This window comes from Stenotrophomonas sp. TWI1151, assembly GCF_039673135.1.
Taxonomy (GTDB): domain Bacteria; phylum Pseudomonadota; class Gammaproteobacteria; order Xanthomonadales; family Xanthomonadaceae; genus Stenotrophomonas.
Map to the genome: position 1 here is coordinate 94,759 of NZ_JBDJLA010000003.1, position 16,627 is coordinate 111,385.

At 68.6% G+C, this 16,627-nt stretch carries 15 protein-coding genes; 8 read left to right on the top strand and 7 right to left on the bottom strand.

Features of this window, described 5'->3' with window-relative positions; all coding sequences use genetic code 11:
* The first annotated feature begins 55 nt into the window (after positions 1–55).
* The 6 genes from ABE422_RS06250 to ABE422_RS06275 are packed head-to-tail and all read left to right on the top strand — an operon-like array spanning position 56 to position 6,918.
* Complete coding sequence (locus tag ABE422_RS06250) at positions 56–745, top strand: RDD family protein (protein ID WP_346465704.1); 690 nt, start codon at positions 56–58, stop codon at positions 743–745.
* On the top strand, positions 742–1,734 hold the full coding sequence (locus tag ABE422_RS06255; protein ID WP_313219364.1) for a stage II sporulation protein M: 993 nt from the start codon (positions 742–744) through the stop codon (positions 1,732–1,734). The genes ABE422_RS06250 and ABE422_RS06255 overlap by 4 nt, the downstream gene beginning before the upstream one ends.
* Positions 1,724–3,409, top strand: a complete 1,686-nt coding sequence (locus tag ABE422_RS06260; protein WP_346482674.1) for a DUF4129 domain-containing protein — start codon at positions 1,724–1,726, stop codon at positions 3,407–3,409. The genes ABE422_RS06255 and ABE422_RS06260 overlap by 11 nt, the downstream gene beginning before the upstream one ends.
* A complete protein-coding gene (locus ABE422_RS06265) occupies positions 3,406–4,584 on the top strand; it encodes a DUF4350 domain-containing protein (protein ID WP_346482675.1) in 1,179 nt (392 codons plus the stop codon). The genes ABE422_RS06260 and ABE422_RS06265 overlap by 4 nt, the downstream gene beginning before the upstream one ends.
* On the top strand, positions 4,581–5,588 hold the full coding sequence (locus tag ABE422_RS06270) for a MoxR family ATPase (RefSeq protein WP_346463380.1): 1,008 nt from the start codon (positions 4,581–4,583) through the stop codon (positions 5,586–5,588). The genes ABE422_RS06265 and ABE422_RS06270 overlap by 4 nt, the downstream gene beginning before the upstream one ends.
* 31 nt (positions 5,589–5,619) lie before the next feature.
* Positions 5,620–6,918: a DUF58 domain-containing protein gene (locus ABE422_RS06275; protein ID WP_346482676.1), complete on the top strand. Its 1,299-nt coding sequence runs from the start codon at positions 5,620–5,622 to the stop codon at positions 6,916–6,918.
* Positions 6,919–6,921: 3 nt separating this feature from the next.
* Here the strand turns inward: ABE422_RS06275 and ABE422_RS06280 are convergent, their stop codons facing one another.
* On the bottom strand, positions 6,922–8,100 hold the full coding sequence (locus tag ABE422_RS06280) for a glutathionylspermidine synthase family protein (protein WP_346482677.1): 1,179 nt from the start codon (positions 8,098–8,100) through the stop codon (positions 6,922–6,924).
* Positions 8,101–8,103: 3 nt separating this feature from the next.
* On the bottom strand, positions 8,104–8,667 hold the full coding sequence (locus ABE422_RS06285) for a DUF1190 domain-containing protein (RefSeq protein WP_259262015.1): 564 nt from the start codon (positions 8,665–8,667) through the stop codon (positions 8,104–8,106).
* A 204-nt stretch (positions 8,668–8,871) separates the two neighbouring features.
* On the opposite strand from ABE422_RS06285, the gene ilvD reads away from it, so the two are divergent.
* On the top strand, positions 8,872–10,710 hold the full coding sequence (gene ilvD, locus ABE422_RS06290) for a dihydroxy-acid dehydratase (protein WP_313209533.1): 1,839 nt from the start codon (positions 8,872–8,874) through the stop codon (positions 10,708–10,710).
* Between the two features lie 164 nt (positions 10,711–10,874).
* On the opposite strand, the gene dinG is transcribed toward ilvD, so the two are convergent.
* The 3 genes from dinG to aroE all read right to left on the bottom strand — a co-directional run bounded on the left by dinG (position 10,875) and on the right by aroE (position 14,337).
* On the bottom strand, positions 10,875–12,977 hold the full coding sequence (dinG, locus tag ABE422_RS06295; protein WP_313219356.1) for an ATP-dependent DNA helicase DinG: 2,103 nt from the start codon (positions 12,975–12,977) through the stop codon (positions 10,875–10,877).
* A gap of 141 nt (positions 12,978–13,118) precedes the next feature.
* On the bottom strand, positions 13,119–13,481 hold the full coding sequence (locus ABE422_RS06300) for a hypothetical protein (RefSeq protein WP_313219354.1): 363 nt from the start codon (positions 13,479–13,481) through the stop codon (positions 13,119–13,121).
* A gap of 10 nt (positions 13,482–13,491) precedes the next feature.
* Positions 13,492–14,337, bottom strand: coding sequence for a shikimate dehydrogenase (gene aroE / locus ABE422_RS06305; RefSeq protein ID WP_152152162.1), 846 nt, complete (start codon positions 14,335–14,337; stop codon positions 13,492–13,494).
* A 52-nt stretch (positions 14,338–14,389) separates the two neighbouring features.
* On the opposite strand from aroE, the gene ABE422_RS06310 reads away from it, so the two are divergent.
* Positions 14,390–15,262 carry a TolB-like protein gene (locus ABE422_RS06310; protein ID WP_346482678.1) on the top strand — a complete coding sequence of 291 codons (873 nt, stop codon included), beginning with the start codon at positions 14,390–14,392 and terminating at the stop codon, positions 15,260–15,262.
* Positions 15,263–15,328: 66 nt separating this feature from the next.
* Here ABE422_RS06310 and ABE422_RS06315 read toward each other — a convergent pair whose 3' ends face one another.
* Entirely contained in the window at positions 15,329–15,598 is a 270-nt protein-coding gene (locus tag ABE422_RS06315) for an SHOCT domain-containing protein (protein WP_284128632.1), read from the bottom strand.
* 34 nt (positions 15,599–15,632) lie between these two features.
* Positions 15,633–16,622 carry a porphobilinogen synthase gene (hemB, locus tag ABE422_RS06320; protein WP_313209399.1) on the bottom strand — a complete coding sequence of 330 codons (990 nt, stop codon included), beginning with the start codon at positions 16,620–16,622 and terminating at the stop codon, positions 15,633–15,635.
* Positions 16,623–16,627 lie beyond the last annotated feature (5 nt).

Below are 16,627 nucleotides of genomic sequence, written 5' to 3' on the forward strand. Positions count from 1 at the left end.
GAGGAATCCGGCGTCCCCCGTGGCCTTCCGTACGATCCACCGTGAAGCGCCGCCGATGAGCGCACCCATGCTGGATACCTACCGGGAGGTCATCACCCCTGAAGGCGTGCCCCTGCACCTGCCGGTCGCCGGGCCGTTGCCGCGTGCGCTGGCGTGGGCGATCGACTTCGTGATCCGGGTCGGCGCATTGATGATGCTGAGCATTCCGCTGGCCTTCCTCGGCGGGTTCGGCCAAGGGCTCTACCTCGGCCTGATGTTCCTGCTGATGTGGGCCTACACCATCGTCCAGGAAGCCTGCTGGGGCCGCACGCTGGGCAAGCGCGCGATGGGCCTGCGCGTGGTCGCGCGCGATGGTGGACCGATCGGCTGGATGAGCGCGATCACCCGCAACCTGCTACGCACCGTGGACATGCTGCCGTTCGGCTACGCGCTGGGACTGCTGTCGAGTCTGTTCGATGCGCATGGCCGCCGCCTTGGCGATCTGGTCGCCGGCACCGTGGTGATCCACCAGGGCGCAGCGCCGCTGGGGGGTACCGTGCCGGTCGGCAGCGTGCTGCCCCCGCCGCAGCCCCTGCAGCCGGCCGAACAGGCTGCCGTGGTCGCCTTCGCCGAACGCGCGCCGCGGCTATCGGCCCCGCGCCAGCAGGAGCTGGCCGACATCGCGTCGCCACTCACCGGCAGCCACGGCCAGGTCGGCGTGCTGCGCCTGTATGCGATGGCCAACTGGCTGCTGGGGCGGCGATGAGACAGGAGCAGTTCGTCGCCCGCTACCAGGCCGAATGGCAGGCGCTGGAGGAGTGGCTGGCCCAGCGCGGTGAGCGCCCGCGGCAGGCGCGCCGGCAGCCGGTCCACGAGGGCCTGGACGATGGTGATTTCCCGCAACGCTACCGCCGCCTGTGCCAACAGCTGGCACTGGCGCGTCGGCGCGGTTACAGCCCGCAGCTGGTGGCACGCCTGCAGCAGTTGATGCAGCAGGGCCACACGTTGCTCTACCGCACCCCGCGTCCGCAGTGGCAGCGTGCACTCGCCTTCCTGTTCGCCGATTTCCCGCAGCTGGTGCGCAGCCAGGCGCGCAGCATGTGGGTAGCCGCAGCGTTGTTCGTGGTGCCGCTGGTGGGCAGCTTCGCGCTGATCCTGTGGCGCCCCGAGCTGATCCATCTGCTGATGGACAACGCGCGCATCGCCGAATTCGAACGCATGTACGACCCGGCCTCGCCGAACCTGGGCCGCGACAGCGGCACCAACTGGACGATGTTCGGCTACTACATCATGAACAACATCAGCATCGGCCTGCGCACGTTCGCCTTCGGGCTGATCGCCGGCGTCGGCACGGTGTTGGTGATGCTGTTCAACGGCGTCGGCATCGGATCGGTCGCCGGCCATCTGCAGCACGTCGGCCACGGCGATCCGTTCTGGCGCTTCGTGGCGGGCCACGGCGCGTTCGAACTGACCGCGATCGTGATCGCCGGCGGCGCTGGATTGCAGCTAGGCATGAAACTGCTCGCGCCCGGCCGCCGGCGTCGCATCGATGCGCTGGTCGAGGGCGGTGTGATCGGGGCCAAGCTGTGCGTTGGGGTCGCGGCGATGTTGCTGATCGCCGCCTTCATCGAAGCGTTCTGGTCCTCTATCGCGGCGATTCCGGCCTGGGGCAAATACAGCGTGGCGGCCGTGCTGTGGACCGCGGTGTTGGTGTGGTTGTGGCGCGGCGGACGCGGAGCGGCCGATGCAGATTGACCGGCTCAACATCGTCCTTCGCGCACGCTCCGGCTGGGAAGCCATGGAGCTGGGCATGGCCCTGGTGCGCCGGCATGCCGCGGCGATCTGGGCGCCGTGGATCATTGTGTCGCTGCCGGTGTTCGTGTTGCTCAACGCGCTGGCCTGGTGGACCGACAGTTTCGGCTGGGCCTGGTTGGCGATGTGGTGGCTCAAGCCGTTGTTCGAGCGCATCGCGTTGTATGTGATCTCGCGCGGGGTGTTCGGCGATGCATCCACCACCCCGCAGACATTGCGCGCGCAGCGCACGTGGGGCTGGGAGGGCTTCTGGGGCTATCTGGGCTGGCGGCGCCTGAGTCCGCTGCGCTCGGTGCTGCTGCCGGTGAATCTGCTGGAGGGCACCGACGCCGCGCATCGTCGCCAACGTCGGCGCGCCATCGCCGGTGGCGCGATGGGCCATGCCGTACTGCTGACGCTGGTGTGCATGGTCTTCGAGATCGTGCTGGTGGTCGGCGGCATCGCCGCGGTGTTCCTGTTCATCCCGGTGGACCTGTTGTCCGAGTCCTGGCGCGCGGCGTGGGAACTGGCCAAGCAGGACATGCCGGCGTGGATGCAGCTGGGCGTGAACCTGCTGTTCTGGTTGGCCGCCACACTGATCGGGCCGTTCTATGTCGGTGCCGGCTTCGGCCTGTATCTGGACCGGCGTACGCAGATGGAAGCATGGGACCTGGAGATCGCCTTCCGGCGCCTGCATGCACGGTTGCAGCGCGCTGCGCCACTGCTGGTGCTGGCCCTTGTGCTGGTCTGGCCGGGCGCGGCACTGCACGCCCAACAGGCACCGGCGCAGTCGAACACCAAGGGTGCGTTGCCGACGCCGGCCGATGACGCTCCGTCGCCTGCGCAAGACGCCGATACGGCTTCGGACGCGGACGCGGTCGCGGATGCCGACGGTGGCGACGACGATGACGCCGATGACCCGCCGCGTACGTACGACAATGATCCGGACAACACGCCCCCGGTCATCTTTGGCGCTGAAGCGGTGGATACGGCTGGCTTCCGCCAGGCCGTGCAGCGCGCGTATGAAGACCCGCTGCAGAGTCCGACCCGTGAGGTCACCGAGTGGACGCGCATCGAGCGCGATGCAACCGAGGCGGAGAAGGCGAAACGTGAGGCCGCGGCCAAGGCCAATGGCCAACGCGGCAGCAAGGGGCCGCTGTTGCCGGCCCGGATCGCCGAATGGACGCTGTGGGCGGTGGTCGGGGTCCTGGTGTTGCTGCTGCTGGCCACCGCACCGCGCTGGCTGCCGTGGCTGCGCGGCTCCGGCCAGCGCCGCCGGGCAAAGGCGGCGGCCGTGGTGGAAGAGCCGATCCGGGTACCGGACGTGGCGCCGCCCGATCCCGCCGCGCGTGCGCGTGCCCTGTGGCAGGAGGGCCGCCCACGCCAGGCGCTGGCGCTGCTGTACCGCGCGAGTGTGGAGTCGATGAGCGAACGGGCGCAGATCAACCTGCCCCCGGGTGCGACCGAGGCCCAATGCCTGCGGGCCTCGCGACGGATGCCGGCCGAGGCCGACCGCAGCCTGTTCGCGCGCATCGTGCGGGTCTGGCAATACGCGGCCTATGCCGGCCGACTGCCCAGCGATGATGACTTCGATGCGCTGGCGACGATTCTGCAGGCCCAGTTCGGGTGGCGCGCGTGAGCGCCCGCCTGCGCTGGCTGCTGGTCGGCCTGGGCCTGCTGGTGATCGGCGTACCGCTGGCGATCCTGTTCCTGCGCACCCACGAGCGGGTGACGCACACAGAGCACCTGCCGCCACAGGGCGAAGCCAGCTACAACCCGCTGTACGTCCTCGGCCAGGCGCTGCGTGCGGACGGGCTGACCGTGCAGTCGCGGCCACGCCTGGACCTGACCCGGATGCCGCTGGCGCCGGGCGATACCCTGGTGCTGCTGCAGGACAGCGCGGAAGTGCCCGCACCTGCCGTAGCAACGCTGATGGCCTGGGTGGAGCGTGGTGGGCACCTGATCGTGCGCACGCCACCGGTGGGCAAGGACACCGCCCGCAATGGCCCGCTGCTGGACGCGCTCGGCGTGGACAGCGCGGACCGCGGAAGCTATTGCCAGCAGTTCCACGTGCGCGATGACCCGCAGCATGTGGAGTTCTGCACTGGCCGCCGCTTCGCGGTGGAGCCACCCGCGGGCATGGGGCTCGAGCGCGAGTGGGGCAACGCGGCCAATCGAGTCTTCGCCCGCCTGCGCCACGGCCAGGGGCGCATCGATGTGCTGGCCGACATGGCCTTCATGCAGGGCAAGGGCCGGCACAACCCGACCGTTCCGCCAAACGCTGCCAACGCCCTCGTTGATGGCCTGCACGACAAAGCCCACCGCGATCTCACCCGCTACGTGCTGGCGCCCAACTACGGCAAGGGCACGATGTGGCTGGTCTACGCTTCGCGCCCGCCGTCGTTGTGGAACCGCGTGTTCTACCTCGGCTGGCCGGTGTGGGCGCCGTTGCTGCTGGCCCTGCTCGGCTGGCTCTGGCAGCGCACCCAGCGCCTGGGCAGTGAACTGCCCTCGCCTGCCGCGGAACGCCGCTCGCTGCTCGAACACATCCGCGCCAGCGGCGACCACCTGTTGCGCTTTGGCAAGGCACCGCTGTTGTATGACGCGGTCCGCCGCGCGTTCCTGGCGCGTCTGCGGCGGCGTTCGCCGAGTGCGGCCGCACTGACCGGCGAGGCCCGGGTACAGGCCGTCGCCACCTTGCTGCAGTGGTCGCACGAGCGCGTGCAGACTGCCTTGACCCCACCCGCTTCCCACGACGTCGCCGGCCTGCGCGACCGCATCCGCCTGCTGATCCAGATGAGAAACCTGCTATGACCGAGCCGACGCTTCCGCCGCCGTTGTCCCCGCCTGCCGTGACGCCATCCCCATCGCCGTTGTCCGAGCGCGTCGATGCCGTGCGCGAGGCCGTGGGCCGCGCCTTCATCGGCCAGCCCGAGGTGCTCGACCAGATCCTGATCGCGCTGCTGGCCGGCGGCCACGTGCTGATCGAAGGCGTGCCCGGGCTGGGCAAGACCCTGCTGGTGCGCGCCCTCGCCCAGGCGTTGGAGCTGGACTATGGCCGCGTGCAGTTCACCCCGGACCTGATGCCCAGCGATGTCAGCGGCCATGCGGTGTACGACCCGAAGACCGAGAGCTTCAAGATCCGTCGCGGCCCGGTGTTCACCAACCTGCTGCTCGCCGATGAAATCAATCGGGCCCCGGCCAAGACCCAGTCGGCCCTGCTGGAAGTGATGCAGGAAGGCCAGGTCACCATCGAAGGCAAGGCGTTCGCGCTGTCCCCGCCCTTCCTGACCCTGGCCACGCAGAACCCGGTCGAGCAGGAAGGCACCTACCCGCTGCCCGAAGCACAGCTGGACCGCTTCCTGCTCAAGGTGCTGATCGATTACCCGACGCTGGACGACGAGAAGCGCATGGTCGATGCGATCACCACCGGCCGCAGCGCGGCCGACTTCGATCTCTCGCAGGTGCCACGCGTGCTCAGCGGGGCCGAGGTGGTCGCGCTGCAGCAGGCGACCGCGGCGATCACGGTCGATCCGGAAGTGATCGACTACGCGGTGCGGATCGTGGCTGCCACCCGGCAGTGGCCGGGTATCGCCCTCGGCGCCGGGCCGCGCGGCAGCATCGCGCTGGTGCGTGCGGCGCGTGCGCAGGCGGTGCTGTCCGGCCGTGATTTCGTCACCCCCGATGACGTACGCGACATCGCCAAGCCGGCGTTGCGCCACCGCATCGCCTTGGCACCGGAACTGCAGATCGAAGGGCAAAGCGCCGACGATGCCTTGACCGCGCTGCTGGCCAAGGTGGACGCACCGCGCAAATGAGGGCGCGCGTCCTCCATCGCGAGCGATCGGCATGAGGCCGGGCGCGCTGCTGCTGGCATTGCTGGCCGGCTGGGGCCTGCTCGGCGTGCCGGTGGTGCTCGGCGCCTGGCCGCAGGCGGTCTGGTGGGCGATCGGTGGCGGCGTGGCGCTGATTGCGCTGGTGGACCTGCTGCGCCTGCGCCGCCAGCCCTCGCCGAGTGTGCACCGCGAGCTGCCGGAGTCGCTGGCACTGAACGTTGAACGCGAGGCGACGCTGCGGCTGGAATCGAGCCGCCACCAGCGCGTGGACGTCTTCGATCTGGTGCCCGGCGGCTGGAGCCTGCAGGGCCTGCCGCGGTCGCTGGCGCTCAAACCGATGGTCGCCAGCAGCGTGGCGTACCGGCTGACCCCGACCGCGCGTGGCCGTTTCGTCTTCGAGGGCGTGCACCTGCGCATGCACAGCGCGTGGCGGCTGTGGCATCAACGGCGGCAACTGCCGCCGGCGCTGGCGGTGCGCGTGTACCCGAACTTCGCCCCGCTGACGCGCTTCGCATTGTTCAGTGCCGAACAGGCCTCGCGCCTGGTCGGCGCGCACCTCAAGCGCCGCCGCGGCGAAGGCACCGACTTCCACCAGATGCGCGAGTACCGCGTCGGCGACAGCCTGCGCCAGATCGACTGGAAGGCGACCGCGCGGGCGCGCAAGCTGATCTCCCGCGAATACCAGGACGAGAAGAACCAGCAGCTGGTGCTGATGATCGACACCGGCCGGCGCATGATGGCCAGCGAAGGTGGCCTGTCGCACTTCGATCATGTGCTCAACGCGGCGCTGGTGGTGTCCTACCTCGCGCTGCGCCAGGGCGACGGTGTGGGCCTGTTTGCGGCCGGGGGCGACAGCCGCTGGGTCGCGCCCAGACGCGGCATGGGCACCATCGATACCCTGCTGCGCGCCAGCTACGATCTGCAGGCGCAGCCGGTGGCCACCGATTACCTCGCCGCTGCCACCGAGTTGTCGCTGCGTCAGCGCCGGCGCTCGCTGGTGATGCTGGTCACCAACGTGCGTGACGAGGACATCGAAGACCTGCTCGCCGCAGTGCGCCTGCTGCAACGCCAGCACCTGGTGTGCGTGGCCAGCCTGCGCGAACGCGCGCTGGATGATGCGCTGTCCCAGCCGGTGGAAACCCTGCAGGACGCCACCCAGGCCGGCGCGATCGCGCGTTACCTGCAGCAGCGCAGCGACGCACATGACGCGCTGCGCAGCCACCGGGTGATGGTGCTGGATGTCACCGCCGAAGCACTGCCCGGCGCGCTGGTGGAACGCTACCTGGCGGTCAAGCGGGATGGGTTGCTGTAACGCTCAGAGATAGATGCGCGTCGGCGCTTCGTCGATGATCGCGTGCGGTACGAAGCGGGCGCTGTCGCGGGTGATCCGGCTGTTGTCTTCGCGGATGCCCATGCCACAGGCGTGGTCACCCACCACCCAGCTGCCGATCAGCGGATAGCCGCCATCGAACGCGGTGAGCGGATGCGCGGCCTGGCGGATCGCCGGGCCGGTGTACGGGCCTTCGCTTTCCTGCCAGCTGCCATCGGCCAGGTGCATGGCCACATTGGCGCCCTCGCGTGAAAACAGCGGCTTGCGCACCCAGCCACGCGGCAGCTCGCTGCCATCGTCGAACTCGGCGGCGAGCAGGTTCGGGTGGCCACGGTGACGCTGCCACAGCAGCGGCAGCACGCCCTTGTTGCTGAGGATCGCCTTCCACGCCGGTTCCAGCAGCTGCACGCCCGAGGCGGGCAGCGCCTGGCCGAACGACTCGGTCATCAGGTCTTCCAGCGGGTACAGCTTGAACAGGCTGCCGATCACGGTGTCGTCGAGCGCAGTGAAGCGCCCGTCCTCGGACAGGCCGATATCCTCGATCGCGATCGCTTCGCCGCGCAGGCCGGCCTGGGCCGCGCAGTCGCGCAGGTAGGCGACCGTGCCCTGGTCTTCGTCCGACGCACCCACCGCGCTGAAATACAGCGGCGGCGGCAGCTGCGCGGCCAGTTCGCCGAAGCGTTCGACCAGCGCCTCATGGATCGCGTTGAACTGATCGGCATCCGGCGGCAGCCGGTTCTGGTTGCGCTGGTCCTCCAGCCACTGCCACTGGAAGAACGAGGCTTCAAACAGCGAGGTGGGCGTGTCGTAATTCAGCTCGTAGAGTTTGGCCGGGCCGGTGCCGTCGTAGGCAAAATCCAGCCGCCCATACAGGTGCGGCTCGCGGCGACGCCAGCTGTCAGCGATCCAGTCGCGGAACGGCGGCGGGATCGCCAGCTGGTCCATCAGCTGCTGGCTGCCCACCACCTCGTCCACCAGGTCCATCGCCATCGCATGCAGCTCGGCGCTGGGATCTTCGATGTCCTGTTCGATCTGGCGCAGGGTGAAGGCGTAGTACGCGGTTTCATCCCAGTACGGCAGGCCATCGCTGGTGTGGAAACGGAAACCCGACTCTTCGGCCCGGGCGCGCCATTGGCTGCGCTCGGCGATACGCACGCGCTGCATCGATCAGCCGCCGACGCTGCTGCGGTTGCTGCTGGTGTTGCCGAAGCCACCGCGGCTGGCGGTGACCGCCCGGTTCGGGGTGGCATTGACCGGGGCCAGGCCGGCCTTGCCGGCGCCGATGCCGCTGGCGGTGTTCATGCCACCGGTCGACGGACCCGGGCGTGCCCAGCCCTTGGCCTTGTCCTGGTAGGCCGGGCTCGCGGCCGGCTGCTGGGCCAGGCCTGCGCCGCCACGGTTGCTCAGCATCTGCGACATGAAGAAGCCCATCATCATCGGGCCGATGAACGAATGGCCGGTGGAGGTCTTCTGTTCCACGCACTGCTCGGCGTTGTATTCGGCCTCGCAGGCTTCACGCGTGGCGTACTTGGGGGCGGCATCGGCCGACTGCTTCTGCGCCTCGGCGAAGGCAGTGCGGCAGCTGGACGGATCGCCGGTGGCTTCGGTACAGGCCTGCACCGAGGTGTAGAGCCCTTCCTGCACCTGCACGGCCTCGTTCTTCTGGCAGGCGGTGAACAGCAGCGGCGCGGCGCTCATCAGCAGCAGCGCAGTGGTCCTGGAACGTTTCATGGCGTCATGCCCCCTAGTACGGTTATCTCCCCAATCATGCCTGATCGGGGCGAACAACCAAAACCGGCAAAGTCGCCCAGCTGAACGCGGTTTCAGGTTTTGCCCGGAAAACACCGGTGGCAACGGTTGCAAACGCAACCGGAATTTTTCGGCAGAATCGAGGTGAAACGCGCCCCCACGGCCCGCCAGATCCTGCCAGCCACCATGCCTGAATACCGCTCCCGCACCTCCACCGCCGGCCGCAACATGGCCGGCGCCCGCGCCCTGTGGCGCGCCACCGGCATGACCGATGGCGACTTCCACAAGCCGATCATCGCCATCGCCAACTCGTTCACCCAGTTCGTGCCCGGCCACGTGCACCTCAAGGACCTGGGGCAACTGGTGGCGCGCGAGATCGAGCAGGTCGGCGGCGTGGCCAAGGAGTTCAATACGATCGCGGTGGATGACGGCATCGCGATGGGCCACGACGGCATGCTGTATTCGCTGCCCAGCCGCGAGATCATCGCCGACTCGGTGGAGTACATGGTCAACGCGCATTGCGCCGATGCGCTGGTGTGCATTTCCAACTGCGACAAGATCACCCCCGGCATGCTGATGGCCGCGCTGCGGTTGAACATCCCGGTGGTGTTCGTCTCCGGTGGGCCGATGGAAGCGGGCAAGACGCGCTTGTCCGAGCACAAGCTGGATCTGGTGGATGCGATGGTGATCGCCGCCGATGAAAGCGCCAGCGACGAGAAGGTGGCCGAGTACGAGCGCAGCGCGTGCCCGACCTGCGGCTCGTGCTCGGGCATGTTCACCGCCAACTCGATGAACTGCCTGACCGAAGCGCTGGGGCTGTCGCTGCCCGGCAACGGCTCCACGCTGGCCACCCACGCCGACCGCGAGCAGCTGTTCCGCCGCGCCGGCCGCGTGGTCGTGGAACTGTGCCACCGCTGGTACGGCGGCGAAGACGTGGGTGCATTGCCACGCGGCATCGCCACCCGCGAAGCGTTCGAGAACGCGATGACGCTGGATATCGCCATGGGCGGCTCCACCAACACCATCCTGCATCTGCTCGCCGCGGCGCAGGAAGCGGAGGTGGACTTCGACCTGCATGCCATCGACGAACTCTCGCGCCGTGTGCCGCAGCTGTGCAAGGTCGCCCCGAACACGCCGAAGTACCACATGGAGGATGTGCATCGCGCTGGCGGTGTGTTCGGCATCCTCGGCGAACTCGCGCGCGGTGGCCTGCTGCATACCGACGTGCCGACCGTGCACAGCCGCACCCTGGCCGAGGCGATCGCACGCTGGGATGTCGCGGTGAGCACCGATGAAAAGGTGCACGATTTCTTCCGTGCCGGCCCCGCCGGCATCCCGACCCAGGTCGCCTTCAGCCAGGCCACGCGCTGGCCGACGCTGGACGTGGACCGTGCCGAAGGCTGCATCCGCGCCGTCGCGCATGCCTATTCGGCCGAAGGCGGGCTGGCGGTGCTGCGCGGCAATCTGGCCGTCGATGGCTGCGTGGTGAAGACCGCCGGCGTCGACGAATCCATCCACGTGTTCGAAGGCAACGCGCGCGTGTTCGAGAGCCAGGACGCCGCCGTGGCCGGCATCCTCGCCGATGACGTGGTGGCCGGCGACGTGGTGGTGATCCGCTACGAAGGCCCGCGCGGTGGCCCGGGCATGCAGGAGATGCTGTACCCGACCAGTTATCTGAAATCCAAGGGGCTGGGCAAGCACTGCGCGCTGCTCACCGACGGCCGTTTCTCCGGCGGCACCTCGGGCCTGTCGATCGGGCATGCCTCGCCGGAAGCGGCCTCGGGCGGCACCATTGGCCTCGTCCGAAACGGCGATCGCATCCGCATCGACATCCCCGCACGGCGCATCGATCTGCTGCTGGATGACGCCACGCTGGCCGCACGCCGCGCCGAGCAGGATGCACTGGGCTGGAAGCCGCGCGAGGCGCGCCCGCGCAAGGTCACCGGCGCGCTGAAGGCCTATGCGTTGCTGGCCACCAGTGCCGACAAGGGTGCGGTGCGGGACTTGGCGAAGCTGGAAGAGTAGGCCCACGCCATGCGTGGATGCGTGCAGTTTCAGGCTGCGGCGCGTTCTCATCGGAGAGCAGCCACGCATGGCGTGGCTCTACCCCGTTCTGATCGGAGAGCAGCCACGCATGGCGTGGCTCTACCGTTGTGAACGCCACGGCCACGTGGCTGTCTGATGCATCCCTACCCGATCACCCGCTTGAACGGCGGCAGTGAATCGATGATGCGCTTGCCATAGCGGCGGGTCAGCAGCCGCGAGTCGAGGATGATCACGCGGCCGGTATCGGTGGAGGTGCGGATCAACCGGCCGGAGAACTGGGTCAGCGTGCGCAGCGCATGCGGGATCGCGATCAGGTTGAAGGCATTCAGGCCGCGGCTTTCGAACCACTCGCTCAGGGTGGAGGTCTGCGGATCGGTCGGCACCGCGAACGGCACCTGGGTGATCACCACCGTGGTGCAGGCTTCGCCGGGCAGATCGAGGCCCTCGCCGAAGGAATTGAGCCCGAACAGCACCGAGCCCTCCCCGGCCGAGGTGCGCCGCAGGTGCTCGTCGATCATCTTCTGCTTGGCCGTTTCGCCCTGCACCAGCACCTGCTTGCGCTGCGCGGCCGGCATCAGCTCGGCCACCTTTTCCATTTTCCAGCGCGAGGTGAACAGCACGATGCTGCCCTTGCCCCAGTCCAGCTCCTTGACCAGGTACTTCGCGATTTCCTTGGGGTGACCTTCCTTGTCATCCGGGGTGACCGGGAATGCCGGCACGATCAGCTGCGCTTGGTTCGGCAGATCGAACGGCGAGGCCAGCGAGACCATCTCGGCCTCGGCCGGAATGCCGTTGTCGATCGCCAGCGCCTGGAAATCGCCACCGCCGGTGAGCGTGGCCGAGGTCATCACCACCGAGTCCACTTCGTCCCAGAGCAGCTTGCGCAGCACGTTCGCGGCCGAGACCGGTGAGCCATGCAGAATCAGATCGCCATCGCGCGAGAGGGTGATCCAGCGCGCGGTCGGCGGCTGGCCCTCCTTGTCCTCGCGACGCCAGCCGGTCCACAGGTTGTGCTGCTGCTCGATCATCTCCAGCGCCATGCCGAGGTTGCGCTGCAGACGCTCGCGCGCGGCATCCTCGGGCTTGCCTTTGGCCACCTGCGTCAGCGCGGCGTGCGCCCAGTTGAACAGCGCGCGGGTGTCGTCGGCGATGGCCTCGATCTCCGGCATCCAGATGTCCGGCAAGCGGCCATTCGGAGCGCGCCACATCGGCTCCTGTGCGGAAGGATCCGGCCGCCAGCTGCGGTCGATCACATCGCGGAAGGCCTTGAGCTGCTTGCTGACCTTGGCGGCGGCTTCGATGGCCTCGTTGGGCAGCAGGTTGCCCAGCTTGTCCTTGTCCACCGCGCGGTAGGACGCGGCGATCAGCACCTGCAGGCGGCCGGTGCGCTTGGCCATTTCGTCCAGCGCGAGGCTGGCCGCGCCCTGGTCGATGGCGACGTTGCCGATGTGATGCCCTTCATCAAGCACCAGCAGCATGTCCGAGGGCGGCGCGATCAGCGGCTGGCCGTTGTCGCTCTCGCCGATCGACAGCGCCGACAACAGCAGCGCGTGATTGGTCACCACGATCTGCGCCTCGCGCACGGTGTTGCGCGAGCGCAGCACCGCGCACTGCGCCGAGTAGGCGCACTTGCGCCCGGCGCAGCCGGAGGCCGGCGTGGTGATGCGCGAGCGCAGGGTGTTGCTGATCGTTTCCGGCGCGTTGTCCAGGTCACCGTTCCAGCGGCCTTCCAGGAAGGCCTTGCTCAGCGACTGCGCCAGGTCCATCTCGATCGGCGCCAACGGCCGGTCGAACAACGGCTGTTCGTCGTCGAACATGCCTTCCTGCGCGCCATCGCCATGCGCTTCGGCCGCGTTGCGGGTGCACAGGTAACGGGTGCGGCCCTTGGCCAGCGCCACGGTGGCTTCGATGCCGGTGGCCTTGAGGAAATTGGGGATGTCGCGCTCGACCAGCTGCGACTGCAGCGCCACGGTGCCGGTGCTGATCACCAGTTTCTTCTTGGTCGCCAGTGCGATCGGCACGCCGGCGGTCAGGTAGCCCAGCGACTTGCCGACGCCGGTGGGTGCTTCGACCACGCCGACGCCGCCGCTGTGCGAGAGCGCACGCGACACCACGCCGATCATCTGGCTCTGCGAACGCCGGGTGCTGAAGCCGGGCGTATTGGCCTGCAGCTTGGCGTAGGCATCGCGGATGCCGGCCTTGAGCTCGTCGTTCAGGGCGCGGGGAGCTTCAACTTTTTCGGTCACGCCGGGGGACTGCCTGACTGGATCACGGCCCCCATTTTCTCACGACCCGGGGGCCGTGACCGGCGCCATTTTCCGCGCCGGTTCATATCCGTGACGCGGCCCACGCCAATACTGTGGGCCGCGACAGGTGGCTGCACCCGCTCAGCGTGGCGGCAGCGGCGCAGTGGGGGGAACGGCGCGGCCGCGCAGCGCGCGGGTCATCGCCCAGACCAGCAGCACCAGCGCGAGCGCCTCGAACAGATTGAGCGCGAAGTGGCCGGCACCGAGCAGCTTGGACATCAGCTGCAGATTCTCGTAGTTGCCCTGCTGCACCATCCACATCGGCACCAGGTTCAGCACCAGGCCGGCCAGGGTGGTCAGCGCCATCACGCCCAGCGCAGCCAAGGCCACGCTGCGGATCGCGCCGCGCGGGGTATCCACCACCCAGACCACCGCGATCGCCAGCGCGATCAGTACCGGCAGGCGCACGCCCACCATGGTCAGCATCGAGATCAGCAGATCCATGTCCACCGGCTCAGTCCTCGCCGGCCAGCGGGGCCAGTTGGGTCCGCAGCTCGGTGTAGACCGCATCGGTCTGCGGGCGCACGGCGTGCCACTGCAGGAAGCTCTCCGCCGCCTGTTCGACCAGCATGCCCAGGCCATCAACGATGTTGCGGCAGCTGGCCGAGCGCGCCCACGCAGTGAAGGCAATCGCGGCCTCGCCGTAGTTGAGGTCGACCGCGGTGGTCATGCTGTTGACCAGCGACAGCGGCAGCTTGAACTCCGCGGCGCGGTCGCGGCCGGCCGAGGTGGCATTGATGATCAGCTCGAAATCGCCCAGCTCGCGGATGTCTTCCCAGTAGCGGGTGATGGCGCGACCCGGCTCACCCATCGCATCGATCAGCGCGTCGGCGCGCTCGGGGGTGCGGTTGACCACCACCAGCTCCAGGATGCCGGCATCCAGCAGGGCCGGGGCCACGCTGCGGGCCGAGCCGCCCGCGCCGATCAACAGGGTGCGGCGGCCACGCAGGTCCAGGCCGTGACGGTCGGTGAGATCCCGGACCAGGCCGATACCATCGGTGGTATCGCCATGCCAGCGATCGCCCTTGCGCAGCAGCGTGTTGACCGCACCGGCGCGGCGCGCGCGCGAGGTCAGCGTGGTGCACAGCGCGAAGGCGGCTTCCTTGTGCGGCGCGGTGATGTTGGCGCCCACGCCACCCTCGGCGGCAAAGGCCTCCAGGGCCGCCAGGAACTCGCCCGGCGATGCCTCGATCGCACGGTAGTCCAGCGCCAGGCCTTCCTGCCGGCCGAACGTGGCATGGATGTGCGGCGACTGCGAATGCGCGATGGGCTGGCCGAATACGGCGTAACGGTCGGTCATGGGTTTCCTGCTCCGGGCCTAGAATGGAACGCAAACCCCAACGGACGCGATGATGCGCATTCCATTGTCTCTGCTCGCGCTGAGCGCCAGTTTACTCTGCACACCCGCCGCGATGGCGCTTTCCGAATTCGGCATCGAGGGCATGGGCGTGGTCTCCACCAAGGCCAACGAGGCGCAGGCCACGATCGCAGCGGATGGCCAGCGCATCGTCTGGGCCAGCGACCGACCCGGCGGAAAGGGGGGCTGGGACCTGTGGCAGGCGGTGCTGCGCGAGGGGCGCTGGCAGGACCCTGCCCCGCTCGCGCTCAACAGCGCCAATGACGAGCGCGACCCGTACTTCAGCCACGATGGCCGCTGGCTGTACTTCGCCTCCAACCGCAGCGGCGGAAAAGGCGGCTTCGATCTGTACCGTGCCCCGGTGACCGCCGACGGCACCATCGAGGCCGTGCAGGCCCTGCCGGCGCTCAACACGCGCGACGACGAACGGGCGCCCGCGCTGCGTCCGGATGGGCGCACGCTGCTGTTCTCACGCAATGGCAGGCAGACCCAGGGCGGCTTCGATCTGTATCTGGCGCCCGTGCAGGGCGAGGGATTCGGTACCGCGCAGGCCCTGCCGGCCCCGCTCAACACGGCCGCCGCCGAACTTGGGGCGGCGTGGCTGGACAATGACGGCGCACTGGCGTTCACCCGCGCGAGCGACGGGCATTCGCAGGTCCTGCTGGCGAGCTGCGATCACCGCCAGGCGGCGGTGCCGCTGATGCTGTCCTTCAATACCGCCGACGGCCAGACCGGTGCGCCGGTGGTGGACGCGTCGAAGCCGTCGGAGATGGTCCTGGCTGGCATGGCACGCGCACCGCGTGCCGGCGGGCTGGATCTGTACCGGATCAAGGCGCCGTCAGCGCCGCAGGGTCCGGGCTGCGGTTGATGTTGCGGGGCCGAAGGGCAGCGACGCTTGGCGTCGCTCTACCCGTGGAGGCGGCGCCGCCCAGGGTCAATGGCCCTGCAGCAGCTCCGCGCGCAGCTGCTCGTACTGCGCTTCGCTGATCTCGCCGTGATCCTTGCGCTGGTTCAACGCGGCCAGCTGTGCCTGCAAGGCGGGCGACAGCTGCGCCTCACGGGCGATGCGGGCCGCGGCGGAGGGTTGCTCCGGTGCCTGCCGCGCGGCGCGGCGCACGCCACGGATCACCAGCCCGATGACCACGGCAAAGGCCAGCACGCCAGCCGTCCAGGTCACCCACTGTAGCCATCCCATCGTCTGCATCATCGTCGTCCTGTATCGGGGTGGGCGCGTATTGTCAGCGTTCGCGCAGCCAACGCGCCACCTGCGGGGCGAAATAGGTCAGCACGCCATCGGCGCCGGCACGCTTGAAGCCGATCAGCGACTCCATCACGCACGCCCGCTCGTCCAGCCAGCCATTGGCGAAGGCCGCCTTCATCATCGCGTACTCGCCACTGACCTGATAGGCGAAGGTCGGCACGCCGAACTGCTGCTTCACCCGGCGCACCAGGTCCAGGTAGGGCATGCCCGGCTTGACCATCACCATGTCCGCCCCTTCTTCCAGATCCAGCGCGATCTCACGCATGGCCTCGTCGCCGTTGGCCGGGTCCATCTGGTAGGTCTTCTTGTCCGCCTTGCCGAGGCCGGTGGAGCTGCCGACCGCATCGCGGAACGGGCCGTAGAACGCCGAGGCGTACTTGGCCGAGTAGGCCATGATCCGCACATTGACGTGGCCGGCGGCATCGAGCGCACGGCGGATCGCACCGATGCGGCCGTCCATCATGTCCGAGGGCGAAATGATGTCCACGCCCGCTTCGGCATGCGACAGCGACTGCTTGACCAGCGCCTCCACGGTAATGTCGTTGAGCACATAGCCCTTGTCATCGATGATGCCGTCCTGGCCGTGCGTGGTGTACGGATCCAGCGCGACATCGGTCATCACGCCCAGCTCGGGGAAGCGCGACTTCAATGCGCGGATGGCGCGCTGTGCCAGGCCGTTCTCGTCCCATGCCGCCGCGGCATCGAGCGACTTGCCGGCCGGATCGATCACCGGGAACAGGTCGATCACCGGAATGCCCAGCTCCAGCGCTTCTTCCGCCACTTTCAGCAGCTCGTCGATCGACAGCCGTTCCACGCCCGGCATCGAGGCCACCGGCGCGCGGCCGGCCAGCTCGTGCACGAACACCGGATAGATCAGGTCGTCGGTGGTCAGCGTGTTCTCGCGCATCAGACGGCGCGAGAACTCGTCGTGACGCATGCGGCGGGGGCGGTAGTCGGGGTGTGCCATGAGGA

Excerpts from the sequence above, each read along its gene's own strand:
- ABE422_RS06250 (WP_346465704.1), top strand. The coding sequence starts at position 56 with ATGAGCGCACCCATGCTGGATACCTACCGGGAGGTCATCACCCCTGAA.
- ABE422_RS06255 (WP_313219364.1), top strand. The coding sequence starts at position 742 with ATGAGACAGGAGCAGTTCGTCGCCCGCTACCAGGCCGAATGGCAGGCG.
- ABE422_RS06260 (WP_346482674.1), top strand. The coding sequence starts at position 1,724 with ATGCAGATTGACCGGCTCAACATCGTCCTTCGCGCACGCTCCGGCTGG.
- ABE422_RS06270 (WP_346463380.1), top strand. The coding sequence starts at position 4,581 with ATGACCGAGCCGACGCTTCCGCCGCCGTTGTCCCCGCCTGCCGTGACG.
- ABE422_RS06275 (WP_346482676.1), top strand. The coding sequence starts at position 5,620 with ATGAGGCCGGGCGCGCTGCTGCTGGCATTGCTGGCCGGCTGGGGCCTG.
- ABE422_RS06280 (WP_346482677.1), bottom strand. The coding sequence starts at position 8,100 with ATGCAGCGCGTGCGTATCGCCGAGCGCAGCCAATGGCGCGCCCGGGCC.
- ABE422_RS06285 (WP_259262015.1), bottom strand. The coding sequence starts at position 8,667 with ATGAAACGTTCCAGGACCACTGCGCTGCTGCTGATGAGCGCCGCGCCG.
- ilvD (WP_313209533.1), top strand. The coding sequence starts at position 8,872 with ATGCCTGAATACCGCTCCCGCACCTCCACCGCCGGCCGCAACATGGCC.
- ABE422_RS06300 (WP_313219354.1), bottom strand. The coding sequence starts at position 13,481 with ATGGATCTGCTGATCTCGATGCTGACCATGGTGGGCGTGCGCCTGCCG.
- aroE (WP_152152162.1), bottom strand. The coding sequence starts at position 14,337 with ATGACCGACCGTTACGCCGTATTCGGCCAGCCCATCGCGCATTCGCAG.
- ABE422_RS06310 (WP_346482678.1), top strand. The coding sequence starts at position 14,390 with ATGCGCATTCCATTGTCTCTGCTCGCGCTGAGCGCCAGTTTACTCTGC.
- ABE422_RS06315 (WP_284128632.1), bottom strand. The coding sequence starts at position 15,598 with ATGCAGACGATGGGATGGCTACAGTGGGTGACCTGGACGGCTGGCGTG.
- hemB (WP_313209399.1), bottom strand. The coding sequence starts at position 16,622 with ATGGCACACCCCGACTACCGCCCCCGCCGCATGCGTCACGACGAGTTC.